General features: G+C 75.2%; 12 protein-coding genes. 4 read left to right on the forward strand and 8 right to left on the reverse strand.

What is annotated here, in order from left to right:
* Positions 1-249 precede the first annotated feature (249 nt).
* From M3673_RS06120 to M3673_RS06135, 4 genes are all read right to left on the reverse strand, one after another.
* On the reverse strand, positions 250-2,205 hold the full coding sequence (locus M3673_RS06120) for an ABC transporter ATP-binding protein (RefSeq protein WP_251532786.1): 1,956 nt from the start codon (positions 2,203-2,205) through the stop codon (positions 250-252).
* A gap of 80 nt (positions 2,206-2,285) precedes the next feature.
* A complete protein-coding gene (locus M3673_RS06125; RefSeq protein WP_251532579.1) occupies positions 2,286-4,028 on the reverse strand; it encodes an ABC transporter ATP-binding protein in 1,743 nt (580 codons plus the stop codon).
* On the reverse strand, positions 4,022-4,696 hold the full coding sequence (locus M3673_RS06130) for a TetR/AcrR family transcriptional regulator (RefSeq protein ID WP_251532580.1): 675 nt from the start codon (positions 4,694-4,696) through the stop codon (positions 4,022-4,024). The genes M3673_RS06125 and M3673_RS06130 overlap by 7 nt, the downstream gene beginning before the upstream one ends.
* Before the next feature lie 816 nt (positions 4,697-5,512).
* On the reverse strand, positions 5,513-6,097 hold the full coding sequence (locus tag M3673_RS06135; RefSeq protein ID WP_251532581.1) for a TetR/AcrR family transcriptional regulator: 585 nt from the start codon (positions 6,095-6,097) through the stop codon (positions 5,513-5,515).
* Positions 6,098-6,120: 23 nt separating this feature from the next.
* Between M3673_RS06135 and M3673_RS06140 the strand changes: the two genes are divergently transcribed.
* Positions 6,121-7,428: an MFS transporter gene (locus M3673_RS06140; RefSeq protein WP_251532582.1), complete on the forward strand. Its 1,308-nt coding sequence runs from the start codon at positions 6,121-6,123 to the stop codon at positions 7,426-7,428.
* A gap of 9 nt (positions 7,429-7,437) precedes the next feature.
* On the opposite strand, the gene M3673_RS06145 is transcribed toward M3673_RS06140, so the two are convergent.
* Complete coding sequence (locus tag M3673_RS06145; protein WP_251532583.1) at positions 7,438-8,124, reverse strand: DUF4396 domain-containing protein; 687 nt, start codon at positions 8,122-8,124, stop codon at positions 7,438-7,440.
* A gap of 72 nt (positions 8,125-8,196) precedes the next feature.
* Between M3673_RS06145 and M3673_RS06150 the strand changes: the two genes are divergently transcribed.
* Positions 8,197-8,649, forward strand: a complete 453-nt coding sequence (locus M3673_RS06150) for an NUDIX domain-containing protein (RefSeq protein WP_251532584.1) — start codon at positions 8,197-8,199, stop codon at positions 8,647-8,649.
* An 18-nt stretch (positions 8,650-8,667) separates the two neighbouring features.
* Here M3673_RS06150 and M3673_RS06155 read toward each other — a convergent pair whose 3' ends face one another.
* Positions 8,668-9,504: a helix-turn-helix transcriptional regulator gene (locus M3673_RS06155; RefSeq protein WP_251532585.1), complete on the reverse strand. Its 837-nt coding sequence runs from the start codon at positions 9,502-9,504 to the stop codon at positions 8,668-8,670.
* A gap of 100 nt (positions 9,505-9,604) precedes the next feature.
* Between M3673_RS06155 and M3673_RS06160 the strand changes: the two genes are divergently transcribed.
* Positions 9,605-10,450, forward strand: coding sequence for an SDR family oxidoreductase (locus M3673_RS06160; protein ID WP_308196102.1), 846 nt, complete (start codon positions 9,605-9,607; stop codon positions 10,448-10,450).
* A gap of 47 nt (positions 10,451-10,497) precedes the next feature.
* Here the strand turns inward: M3673_RS06160 and pdxH are convergent, their stop codons facing one another.
* A complete protein-coding gene (gene pdxH, locus M3673_RS06165; RefSeq protein ID WP_251532586.1) occupies positions 10,498-11,160 on the reverse strand; it encodes a pyridoxamine 5'-phosphate oxidase in 663 nt (220 codons plus the stop codon).
* Between the two features lie 86 nt (positions 11,161-11,246).
* Between pdxH and M3673_RS06170 the strand changes: the two genes are divergently transcribed.
* A complete protein-coding gene (locus M3673_RS06170; RefSeq protein WP_056905361.1) occupies positions 11,247-12,350 on the forward strand; it encodes a citrate synthase 2 in 1,104 nt (367 codons plus the stop codon).
* A gap of 83 nt (positions 12,351-12,433) precedes the next feature.
* On the opposite strand, the gene M3673_RS06175 is transcribed toward M3673_RS06170, so the two are convergent.
* Positions 12,434-13,000, reverse strand: coding sequence for a hypothetical protein (locus tag M3673_RS06175; protein WP_251532587.1), 567 nt, complete (start codon positions 12,998-13,000; stop codon positions 12,434-12,436).
* Positions 13,001-13,096 lie beyond the last annotated feature (96 nt).

Consider the following 13,096-nt stretch of genomic DNA (forward strand, 5'->3'; position numbering starts at 1 on the left):
GGTCCGCTGAACGGGCCCGGACATGGGACGACCCGCAGGTGTGGCTCCGGGGAGCCGCTCCGGCGGACGTGCGACCGGATCACCTGCGGGTCGGGTGACTGCTGAGGATTCACCAGCAGCCGGAGGGACTTCCACCCCTCGTTGGCGCTGGGCTGCTAGCGGGCAGCCACCTCACGCGTCCTGGAAGAACTCATTCTTCGGACCACCTCCTTTCCCGTGTGCGACCACGGTAGGTCGACGTCGGCGGCGTCACAAGGGGTTTTCGTCGGGCCCCTGGACCGACCCCCGGACCGCCCCCTGGACGGCCCCGTCGGCCGGGGCCTCGACCGCCGCGAACTGGCTGGCGTGCAGCCGGGCGTAGGCCCCGGCGGCGGCGAGCAGCTCCTCGTGGGTGCCCTGCTCGACGATGGCCCCGTCCTCCATCACCAGGATGAGGTCGGCGTCGCGGATGGTGGAGAGCCGGTGGGCGATGACGAACGACGTGCGGTCGGCGCGCAGCGCCGCCATCGCGTGCTGCACCAGCACCTCGGTGCGGGTGTCGACCGACGACGTCGCCTCGTCGAGGATGAGCAGCGCGGGCGCGGTGAGGAAGGCCCGGGCGATCGTGACGAGCTGGCGCTCCCCCGCCGAGAGGTTGGAGCCCGACTCGTCGACGACGGTATCGTAGCCCTCGGGCAGCGAGCGCACGAAGCGGTCGACGAAGGTCGCCCGCGCGGCCTCGAGCACGTCGTCGGCCGACGCCCCCGGCCGGCCGTAGGCGATGTTGTCGCGGATGGTGCCCTCGAAGAGCCAGGTGTCCTGGAGCACCATGCCGATCTGCCCGCGCAGCCGCGCCCGCGACATCGACGACACGTCGACGCCGTCGAGGGTGATCCGGCCGCCGTCGAGCTCGTAGAAGCGCATGACGAGGTTGACCAGGGTGGTCTTGCCCGCCCCGGTGGGCCCGACGATGGCCACGGTCTGGCCCGGCCGGGCCACGAGGGAGAGGTCGGTGATGAGCTCGCGGTCGGGGCTGTAGGAGAACGACACGTGCTCGAAGGCCACCTCACCGCGTCGTACGCCGGAGCCCGCGGCCACCGCCGTGCCCCCGGCCCCGGCCTCGTCCCCGGCCTCGTCCGGGTCGGGGCGCTCGAGGTCGGCGTCGAGGAGCTCGAAGACCCGCTCGGCCGAGGCGACGCCCGACTGCAGCAGGTTGGCCATCGAGGCGACGGTGGTGAGCGGCTGGGTGAACTGGCGGGTGTACTGCACGAAGGCCTGCACCTCGCCCAGGGTCAGCGAGCCGCTGGCCACGCGCAGGGCGCCCGCGACGGCGACGACGACGTAGTTGAGGTTCCCGATGAACATCATCGCCGGCATGATCAGGCCGCTGACGAACTGCGCGCGGAAGCTGGCGTCGAAGAGCGCGTCGTTCTCCTCGGTGAAGCGCTGCTCGACCTCGCGGCGACGACCGAAGACGCTGACCAGCTCGTGACCGGAGAAGGCCTCCTCGACCTGGGCGTTGAGCTGGCCGGTGCGCTTCCACTGGGCCACGAACTGGCCCTGCGAGCGGCGCATGATGGCCCGGGTCACCAGCAGCGACAGCGGCACCGACACCAGCGCCACGAGGGCCAGCAGCGGGGAGATCCACAGCATCATCGCGAGCACGGCGACCACGGTCATCAGCGAGGTGAGCAGCTGGCTCATCGTCTGCTGGAGGGTCTGGCTGACGTTGTCGATGTCGTTGGTGACCCGGCTGAGCAGCTCGCCGCGGGGGCTGCGGTCGAAGTAGGTGAGGGGCAGCCGGTGGAGGGTCTCCTCGACCTCCTCGCGCATCCGGTAGACGGTGCGCTGCACCACCCCGTTGAGCACGTAGCCCTGCAGGAAGGCCAGCAGCGAGGCCGCGACGTAGACCCCGAGGGCCAGCAGCAGCACCTGGCCGACGGCGTCGAAGTCGACGCCGCGCCCGGGCACGACGTCGAGCCCGCGGGCTGCGTCGGGGAGGTCGGCCGCGTCGGCCCCGGCGTACTGACGGCCCAGCAGGCCCGCGAAGACGAGGTCGGTGGCGCGCCCGAGGATGCGCGGTCCGACGGCCATGAGCAGCACGCTGACCACGCCGAGGGCGACGACGAGCAGCGCCGCGGCGCGCTCCGGGCGCAGCCGCGCGACCAGGCGCCTGGCCGACGGGCCGAAGTCCATGGCCTTCTGCGCCACGCCCCCGCCGCCCATCGGGCCGCGGCCGGGGCCTCCCGCCGGCGGCGGGGGCCGGTCGGTCGCGCGCAGCTGGCCCGGGCGCTCCTCGGTCGTGCTCACGCGCCCACCCCCGCGGTCGCGCTCTCCTGCGAGGCCACGATCTCCTGGTAGGTCGGGCACGAGGCGAGCAGCTCCTCGTGGGTGCCCTGGCCGACCACCCGCCCGTCGTCGAGCACGACCACGAGGTCGGCGTCGCGCACCGTCGAGATCCGCTGCGCCACGACCACGACGGTGGCGTCGCGGGTCACGGGCCGCAGCGCGGCGCGCAACCGCGCGTCGGTGGCCAGGTCGAGGGCGGAGAAGGAGTCGTCGAAGAGGTAGAGCCCGGGGCGGCGCACCACGGCGCGCGCGATGGCGAGGCGCTGGCGCTGCCCCCCGGAGAAGTTGGTGCCGCCCTGGGCCACCGGCGCCTCCAGGCCCTCGGGCAGCCGCTCGACGAAGTCGCGAGCCTGGGCGATCTCGAGCGCGCGCCACAGCTCCTCGTCACCGGCGTCGGCGCGGCCGTGCCGGAGGTTGGAGCGGATGGTGCCGCTGAAGAGGTAGCCCTGCTGGGGCACGAGCCCGATCTGCTCCCACAGCACGTCGGGGTCGAGGTCGCGCACGTCGACGCCTGCCACCCGCACCTGGCCGGCCGTGGCGTCGACCAGGCGGGGCACGAGATTGACCAGGGTGGACTTGCCCGAGCCGGTCGAGCCGACGACGGCCACCACCTGCCCCGGCCGGGCCGAGACGGTGACCCCCGCGAGCACCGGCGACTCCGCGCCGGGGTAGGAGAACCCGACGTCGACCAGGTCGAGGTGGCCGCGGCGGGCGGGGTCGGGCGTGGTCGGCGCGGCCGAGGGCACCACCGAGCTCGACGTGCCGAGCACCTCCGCGATCCGGTCGGCGCACACCGCCGAGCGCGGCACCTGCATGAGCATGAAGGTCGCCATCATCACCGACATCAGGATCTGCATCAGGTAGGACAGGAAGGCCGTCAGCGCCCCGACCTCCATCTGGCCGCTGTCGACGCGCTGCCCGCCGAACCAGATGACCGCCACACTGGAGACGTTGACCACGATCATCACCAGCGGGAACATCGCGGCCAGCCAGCGCCCGGCCCGGGTCGCCACGGCGGTCAGGTCGGCGTTGGCGCCCGCGAAGCGCTCGGTCTCGTGGGGCTCGCGCACGAAGGCGCGCACCACGCGCACCCCGGTGATCTGCTCGCGCAGCACGCGGTTGACCTCGTCGATGCGCGACTGCATCAGCCGGAAGCTCGGCACCATGCGGCTCACCACGAAGCCGACCGTCACGAAGAGCGCCGGCACGACCACGGCGAGCACCCAGCCCAGCCCGACGTCCTCGCGCAGCGCCATCACGACGCCGCCCACCATCATGATCGGGCTCGACACCGCGATGAGGCAGGCCATCAGCACGAGCATCTGCACCTGCTGCACGTCGTTGGTGCCGCGGGTGATCAGCGAGGGCGCACCGAAGTGGTCGACCTCGCGCTTGGAGAAGGTGCCGACCCGGGCGAAGAGCTCCCCGCGCAGGTCGCGACCGAGGCTCATCGCCGTACGCGCCCCGAACCAGGCGGCGCCCACCGAGCACACGATCTGCACCACCGAGACCGCGAGCATGATGGCGCCGACGCGCCAGATGTAGGCGGTGTCGCCGGTGGCGATCCCGCGGTCGATGATGTCGGCGTTGAGGCTGGGGAGGTAGAGCATCGCCAGCACGCCGACGAACTGGAGCCCGACCACGGCGAGCAGCCAGGGCCGGTACGCCGCGAGGCGCTCGCGCAGCAGCGGGATCAGCACGACGTCTCCTCACGCACCGGCCGCGCGGGCCGCGTCGGCGTGGTGGCGCGCTCGGCCGGGCCGACAGGGTCGGCGCAGGTCGGCCTCGCAGCGGGGGCGAGCAGCCCGGTCAGCACGGTGTCGACGATCTCCTCGGGGCTCAGCAGGCGGCCGTCGGCCACCTGCTCGTGGCTGCCGGCGAAGGTGAGCAGGCGCAGCCGGTGCACCATCTCCCCCGGCTCGACGCTCAGGTGCTCGGCGTCGGCGCCGACCAGCTCGACGCACGCCCGCTCGAGCCGGGCCCGCACGGCGTCGGCCTCGGCGGAGTCGTGCAGGTGGGCGGGCGGCCCGAGCATCCCGACCTTGCGGATCAGCCCGAAGGTCGCGCGGAAGCGCTGCTGCAGGATCGACACCAGGCGCACCATCCGGTCGCGCAGGTCGAGCGCCGGGTCGATCTCGGCGATGCGGTCGAAGATCGCGCCGTGGTGGAAGGCCCGCGCGAGCGCGGCGTCGACCAGCTCGTCCTTGCTGGCCACGACCCGGAAGATCGTGCCCTCCGCGATCCCCGCGGCCTCCGCGATCTGCTTCGTGGTCACCGCGCGCCCGTGCTCGCGCAGCAGGCGCAGGGTGACGTCGACCAGCTGGTCGTGGCGCTCCTGCGGGGTCATCGGCGCGGCGCGGGGAGGCATGCCGTCGAGCGTAGATGAGTGAGCGCTCACTCACAAGGAGGTCCGCGGCCCCTTCGGAGGCACCGCGGCCCAGGACGGCTCGAGGCCGCCGACCCGCCGTACGCCGCCCCTCCGCCACCCGCCGCGACCACCCGCCGGAGCAGTGGCGCGCCGGGTCCCACGGCGGACGACCCCCGCCGGGGCCGGCGCGAGACCCGCGGTGGGGTCGCGTCGCCCACGACGGACGCCCGCGGCTGCCGGCGCGCGCCGACACCCCCGACGAAGTGGCGGCAAACGACGAGCCGGAGCGTCACCAGCCTGTCGTTCGCCGCCACTTCCTGACCAGCGGACGATCCCCACCGGGTCCGGCGAGCCCCGACACCCACCGCGGCGCGGCGCGGCGCGGCGCGCCAGCAGTGGAGTCGACGGACGCCCGCGGCGGCCGGCGCATCACCGCACCCGCGGCAAGTGGCGGCAAACGACGAGCCGGAGGGTCACCAGCCTGTCGTTCGCCGCCACTTCCTGACCAGCGGACGACCTCCACCGGGGCGGGCGCACCCCGACACCCACCGCGGCGCGGCGCGCCAGCAGTGGAGTCGCGGCGCCCCCAAGGGACGCCCGCAGCTGCCGTGCCCGCCGACACCCGCGGCAAGTGGCGGCAGACGACGAGCCAGAGGGTCACCAGCCTGTCGTTCGCCACCACTCCGCGACTCCGCAGCCCCGCTACTCCGCGGCCCCGCGGCCCCGCAGCCCAGCGGAGGACGGTGCGACACGGTCCGCGCACGTCGACGCGGGGTCAGCCACCCCGGCGCCCGCGGCGCCGGAAGGCGCGACGCGTCAGGCGGACGCCCCGCCGGCGTCGCGGACCGCCGCGTCGACCAGCACCTCGGCCACGGCCCGACCGGGTCCGCCGGCCCCGTCGCGCAGCCGCATGGCGAGCGCACCGGACACCACGAGCAGCAGCGCCTCGGCGAGCCCCTCCGCCGCCGCGGGGCCGACCAGCGGCGCGGCCCGCGCCTGCAGGCGGGCCCGGAGGGCGTCGGTGTCGCGACGCACGGCCGCGTCGATCTCGAGCGGGGCCTCGGCGTACTCCGCCGCGGTGCCCAGCACCGCGCACCAGCGCGCACCGTCGGGGCGCGCCCGGAACCGGTCGAGCGCCTCGAAGACGGCCAGCAGCCGACCCCGGTCGTCGGCGGCCTCGGCCACCGCCTCGTCCCAGACCGCCAGCCACCGCTCGTGGCGGCGGGCGAGCGCGGCGGCGACCAGGCCCTCCTTGCTGCCGTAGGCCCGGTAGAGCGTGGCCGGGGAGGCGCCGGCCAGCTCGAGCACGCGGTCGACGGGCGTCGCCGCCACGCCCCTCCGGAAGAGCAGCGCGTCGGCGGCGTCGAGCAGTCGGGCCTCGGTGCTCGCGCGGATCGCCATGACGAGACCCTAGACTCCCAAGAATGAAACGGTCGTTATCGTCAGCGTCGTCGCACGACACCTCCCTCGTCATCGCCGCGACCTGCTTCATCGCGGCGACCTACGGCTTGGTGCGGCTGGCCTACGGACTGTTCCTCCCCGACGTGCAGGCCAGCCTGGGGCTGACGACCGCCACCGCGGGAGCGGTCTCCTCGGCCGCCTCCGTCGCCTACTGCGTCGGCGCCCTGTGCGGCTCCGCGGCCGGACGCCGTCGTCGCGTCCTGGTCGCCGCCGCGCTGACGACCGCGGTCGCCGGCTCGCTCGGCATGGCCACCGCGAGCGGGGTGACGAGCTTCGCGCCCGCGGCCGTCGTGGCCTCGACCTCCGCCGGCCTCGCCTCCCCCGCCCTCGTCGCGGTGGTGCAGCACCACCTCGACGGACCCCGGGGAGACCGGGCCCAGGGCGTCGTGAACTCCGGGACCGGCCCCGGCCTCGTCGCGGCCGGCGTGCTCGCCGCGGCCCTCTCGCCCGACTGGCGCACGGCCTTCGTCGTCAGCGCCGCCGTCTCGGCGGCGGCCGGCCTCGCCGTCCTGCTGCTCGACGGACCGCGCGGAGCCCGGGCGCGCGCCCACGGCCCCGAGGCGCGGGGCGTCCTCGCCCCTCGCCCGCAGCGGACCGGGCCGGCCGCGTGGTCCCGCCTGGCGCGACCCGCGGGAGGGGCCCTGCTCCTCGGGGCGGCCTCGGCCGCCCTGTGGACCTACGGTCGCAGCCTCCTCGTCGGGGCCGGTCTCGGCGCGGGGTGGTCCACGGCGGCCTGGATCGGAGTCGGCGTGGGCGGCACGGTGACCGCTGCCACCGCCGGCCTGCTGTCACGCCGCCCCGCCCCCACCGCCTGGACGCTCACCTGCACGGGGCTCGCCGCCGCGCTCGGCCTGCTCGGCGTCGCCCCGTCGTCACGGACGGCGGCGCTCCTCGCGTGCGTGCTCGCGGGCTGGTCCTTCGTCGCAGCGACCACAGCGCTCATCAGCTGGTCCGGGGAGGTGCTGCCGGGGTCGGTGGCCGGAGCCACCGCGACCCTGTTCGTCACCCTCGTGCTGGGCCAGGCCGTGGGCTCGACCCTCGTCGGGGCGGCCGCGGGCGGTCACGGGCTCCCGGCGGCCTTCGTGGGCGCGGCGGTCGTGGCACTGGGCGCCTCCACCTGCGGTTGGGCCAGCTCACCGGGCGCACCGGCCCCCCGCACCGACCGAGGGGCCGAGGGGGCGCGGGGCCCGTGGGGCAGGTCCGGCCCGCCGGAGGTCCTGACCGGGCCCACGACGCCGACGCCGGGCCGTCGGCGTCGGGACGGCGCATGACCGCCGGCCTCACCGGACCGCGTGCGACCGCCCGACGACCGAGGTCGGCGCTGCGTCGGCGTGGGCACCCTCGCCGGCGCCGAGCTCGTCGGCCACCGACACGACCAGCCCACCCAGGATGAACGCCGCGATGACCGCCACCAGCGTCGAGGTGGGCGGGTCGGGGATCCACCGGCGACGGCCCACGACCTGCGCGCCGTGGAACCGGTGGGTGAGGGCGTGGCCCTTGCCGCGGGCCAGCAGCCAGCGGTTGACCGGGAGCGCCGCCACGAAGGCGGCCGCGAGCGAGAGGGTCATGCCGATCCAGAAGACACTGTTGACCAGGCCGGCGCCCATCGCGCCGGGCAGCAGCGCCATCACCAGGTTGTCGACGACCTCCATGGTCGCGATCGACACGGTGTCGGCGGCCACCACGGTGCCGAGAGCGGCGAGGACGCCCAGGCCGGCACGGACGAGGGGCAGCGAGGACAGCGCGAAGCCGAACACGAACGCCAGCGCGACGCTCAGGACGACGGTCGGCAACGTCGCGAGGCCGAGGGCCGTGCCGACCAGGAGCCCGACGATCTCGCCGATCGCGCAGCCGGTGAGGCAGTGCAGCGTCGCACTCACGGCCATCGAGCGCGACCCGAGGTCGTGCCCCGCGTCGCCCTGGTGGTCGTGCTGGTGGTCGTGCTGGTGGTCCTGGGTGGTGCTCATCGTCTCCTCCTCGGGTGGTCCCACGCACCGAACATATACCCCTAGGGGGTAGGAGCGGTCTACCCTCGAGGCGTGGAGGACACCAGCGCCGCGGAGCGGTCGAGCGACGCGACCGACCACGTCGTGGCCCACGGCCTCGTGGAGCGCAGCGGGCGGTACCTCCTGCTCAGGCGTCGTGAGGGGCGCTATCTCGGCGGGCAGTGGGACGTGCCCGGCGGCACGGTCGAGCCCGGCGAGTCACCGGCCGCGGCCGCGGTCCGGGAGTGCTGGGAGGAGGCGGGGCTGCGGGTGCGCGCCGGCGCCGAGGTCAGCCACCACCGCAACCGAGACACCGAGGGCCGCGACCTGGTCTTCCACACCCTCACCTACGCGCTGGAGGAGACCGGACCGCCCGTCGAGGTGCGGCTCAGCGCGCACGAGCACGACGCCCACCGGTGGGCCACGCCGCAGGAGGCGGGGTCGCTGCCCCTGGTGTGGCACGTCGCCCTGACCCTCGCCGCCCTCAGCGCCGCACCCGAGGCCTGAGCGACGGCACGGGTCGGCTCAGGCGGGCGCCGAGGTGCCCTGCCAGCTGGCCAGCATCGGCAGCACCCGCGCGGTGCGCGAGTCGGGCTGCGCGGTGTAGACGACCAGGCGCTGGTCGGGGTCGTGGGGCGAAGAGACGATCTCGATGTCGAAGGCCAGGTCGCCCGCCACCGGGTGCGCGATCTGCTTGGCCACCGAGGCGTAGTCGCGCACGGCGTGGTCGACCCACCAGCGCTCCACGTCGGCGTCGCGGCGCAGCTCGGCCACCAGGTCGCGCAGCCGCGCGTCGTGGGGATGGCGGCCGAGGTCACGGCGCAGCGCGGCCACGGCGGTGGCGGCGAAGTGCTCCCAGTTCACGATTCGCTCCCTGGCGAGCGGATCGAGGAAGAGGAAGCGCACGAACGACGTGCCCGGCGCCAGCGGTCTCAGCACCGCAGCCAGCAGCGCGTTGGCGGCCAGCACCTCGGTGCGCTGGCCCAGCAGCACCACGGGCAGGTGGTCGAGCGCGGTCATCAGCCGCAGCAGTCCCGGGTCGGGACGCTGCGACGCGGTGGTGGACCGCGCGGTGCGGGCGGGCGGTCCCGCCAGGTCGGCCAGGTGGGCCTGCTCGGTCTCGTCGAGTCGCAGCGCCCGGGCGAGCGCGTCGAGCACCTCGCGCGAGACGTTGGCCTGCCGCCCCTGCTCGAGGCGGCTGTAGTAGTCGGGGCTGACCCCGGCCAGCACGGCCAGCTCCTCCTTGCGCAGGCCCGGCACGCGCCGCGGCCCCGGGAACGGGTCCATCCCCGCCTGCGCCGGGGTCAGCCGGTCACGCCGCGAGCGCAGGAACGCCCCCAGCTCCGCCCGGTCCCGTCCCATCACCCCAGCCTAGGCGCGCCGCCCGGCCCCTGCCTGGTCCTGGCGTGCCCAGGTCGGAGCCGCCCTGGCGCACGGCCCACCGAGCCCGTTGGCTGGCGCCGTGACCACCACCGGACCCACCAGCGCCCCCACGTCCCCCGCCACCGACCCCGACCCCGACCCCGACCCCGACCCCGCCACCGACCCCGACCGCTTCCTCGCCGGCCGCACCGCCCTCGTCACCGGCTCCAGCAGCGGCATCGGCGCGGCGATCGCGACCGACCTGGCCGCCGCCGGGGCCCACGTCGTCGTCAGCGGTCGCGACGTCGCCCGCGGCACGGCCGTGGTCGAGCGGCTGCGTGCCGCCGGCGGCCGCGCCGACTGGGTCGCGGCCGACCTCACCGCGTCGTACGCCGTCCTGCGCCGCTTCGCCGGCGAGGTCACCGAGGTGCTCGGCGGGGGTGTCGACGTCCTCGTGCACAACGCCGCGGTGTGCCCGCCGGTGGACACGCTCGGCCTCACCGACGAGGACCTCGACACCGCGCTGGCGGTCAACGTCCGCGCGCCGCACGTGCTGACGGCCGCCCTGGCGCCGGGCATGCTCGGGCGCGACGGCGCCTGCATCGTGGTGATCGGCTCCTGGATGGCCGGCGTGGGGCACCCCTTCGTCGGCCTCTACTCCGCGACCAAGGCCGCCGAGGCGCAGCTGGCGCGCAGCTGGGCGGCCGAGTTCGGCCCGCGCGGCGTCCGGGTCAACACCGTCTCACCGGGCCCGACCCGCACCCCGATCAACGACTCCGACGGCGACGTCATCGCCTTGATGGTCGCGGGCACCCCCGCCGGTCGCGCGGGGCGACCGGAGGAGGTCGCCGCCGCGGTCACGTGGCTGGTCTCCCCCGCAGCCGCCTACCTCCACGGGGTCGACCTGCCGGTCGACGGCGGCATCACCGCCACCCGCCCGGTCTGAGACGACCGGGCGGCACGACCGTGGGGCCACGGCCGGGCGAGAGACGCTCAGGGTGCGAGGCGCCGCGTGGTCCAGCCGGCGCCCTCGCGCCGGTAGACCAGCCGGTCGTGCAGGCGGCTGGGCCGGCCCTGCCAGAACTCCACGACCTCGGGGCGCACGACGTAGCCGCCCCACTCCTCCGGCACGGGCACGTCGCCGCCCGCGAAACGCTGCTCGGCGGCGGCGTAGGCCCGCTCCAGCTCGGCGCGGTCGGCCACCTCCGAGGACTGGTGGGAGGCCCAGGCGCCCAGCTGGGAGCCGCGCGGGCGCACCGCGAAGTAGGCCTCGACCTCGGCCCGCGGGAGCCGGGCGGCCGTGCCCTCCACGCGCACCTGGCGCTCCAGGTCGTGCCAGGGGAAGAGCAGCGCGCAGCCGGGGCGGGCGTCGAGGTCGCGGCCCTTCGCGGAGGAGTGGTTGGTGTAGAACACGAAGCCCCCCTCGCGGCCGTCCCCGTCGGCGCCGTTCAGGCCCTTGAGCAGCACGGTGCGCGAGGTCGGGGTGCCGGCGGCGGTGACGGTCGAGACGACGACGGCGTTGGGCTCGCCGATCCCGGCCGCCACGGCCTCCTCCAGCCAGGTGCGGAAGAGCTCGAGCGGGTCGTCGGTCAGCTCGGTCTCGGCGAGGCCGCGGGCGGCGTACTCGTGGCGGAGCGTTCGCAGGTCGGTGGCCATGTACCTGACAGTAGGACGGCTGACACAATGCCGAGGTTGCCCACCGCGGCGACCCCCTCTGACCACCCGACACAGGAGTCGAACGCATGCCCGAGGTACACCACGGACTGGAAGGCGTCGTCGCCTTCGAGACGGAGATCGCCGAGCCCGACAAGGAGGGGTCCGCGCTCCGCTACCGCGGCGTCGACATCGAGGACATCGTCGGCCGGGTGCCGTTCGAGAACATCTGGGGCCTGCTGATCGACGGCACCTACGCCCCCGGCCTGGCCCCCGCCGAGCCCTACAACCTGCCCGTGCACACCGGCGACGTGCGCGTCGACGTGCAGGCCGCCGTGGCCATGCTGGCGCCGGCCTTCGGCTTCGGCCAGACCTACGACATCTCCGACGAGCAGGCCCGCGAGGACCTCGGCCGCGTCGCCGTGATGGTCCTCTCCTACGCCGCGCAGTCCGCCCGCGGCCTGCACGCCCCCGTCGTGCCCCAGAAGCTCGTGGACGAGGGCAGCACCCTCGCCGAGAAGTTCCTCCTCCGCTGGAAGGGCGAGGCCGACCCGCAGCACGTCAAGGCCATCGACGCCTACTGGAGCAGCGCCGCCGAGCACGGCATGAACGCCTCCACCTTCACCGCCCGCGTCATCACCTCCACCGGTGCCGACGTCGCCGCCGCCTTCTCCGGAGCCATCGGCGCGATGAGCGGCCCGCTGCACGGCGGCGCCCCGAGCCGCGTGCTCGGCATGATCGCCGACGTCGAGGAGTCCGGCGACGCCGAGGCCTACGTCAAGGGCCTGCTCGACCGCGGCGAGCGGCTGATGGGCTTCGGCCACCGCGTCTACCGCGCCGAGGACCCCCGCGCCCGCGTGCTGCGCCGCACCGCCAAGGAGCTCGACGCCCCCCGCTACGAGGTGGCCGAGGCCCTGGAGAAGGCCGCCCTGGCCGAGCTGCGCGAGCGTCGCCCCGACCGTGTGCTCGAGACCAACGTGGAGTTCTGGGCCGCGATCGTCCTCGACTTCGCCGAGGTCCCGGCCACCATGTTCACCTCGATGTTCACCTGCGCCCGCACCGGCGGCTGGTCGGCGCACATCCTCGAGCAGAAGCGCACGGGCCGCCTCATCCGCCCCTCGGCGATCTACACCGGCCCCGCCGCCCGCGGCGCCGACGAGGTCGACGGCTGGAAGGCCGAGTGGGCCGGCTGAGCCCGCTCCGCACCTCCTGACGGGCGCCCGGTCACGCCGCGCCGCCCGTCCCCGAGCCCCCCGCCCCGACAGGGACGGGGGGCTCAGTCCTTCGCGGGGAGCCGGCCGTCGTACCAGCTGGTGAGGCCGCGCCCGGCCCGGCGGGTGAGGGAGACGTGCACGTGGTCGCGGTGGCGCAGCGTCTGGCTGCACTTCTTCTTCGTGGCGCACGACGAGCTGAGGTAGGGCTCGGGCTCGAAGGCGTTCCACGCGCTGTAGATCTCGTCGTCCCAGATCAGGTACATGATGCCCATCCGGCGCGCCCAGGCGTCCTCGCGCCCGGCCTGGTCGGCGCGGAAGAGCCGCTCGAAGACCTCCTTCACCTCGCGGCGGTCGGCCTTGGTCCGCGCGCTCATCATCCAGTCGAAGGCGCGGCCCTCCTGGTGCTCGGAGGTGGTGTGCTTCGAGCAGGTCGACCCGATCCGCCCGAAGCCGCCGCCGTGGTGGCGCACCAGCCAGCGCCCCAGCGCCACCGTGCCCGGCTTGGCCCCGGGCGCGCAGCGGGTCTGCGGCTGGTAGGAGGCGTAGTCCTCCAGCGGGCGGGGCTCGGCCTGCGCCGCGCCCGGCACGAGCGCGGCGCCGAGCAGGACGACGAGGGTCACGAGGGCCACCGCGGCGGCCCTCAGGTGGCGGTGCTGATGCGCGTGCGTGTGCTGGTGCTGGGTCATGGTCGGTCCAGGGAGGGGGCGGCGCGGGGGCGCCGGGTG

It is taken from the genome of Nocardioides sp. P86 (assembly GCF_023712465.1).
In the GTDB taxonomy this organism is placed as follows: Bacteria; Actinomycetota; Actinomycetes; order Propionibacteriales; family Nocardioidaceae; genus Nocardioides; species Nocardioides kribbensis.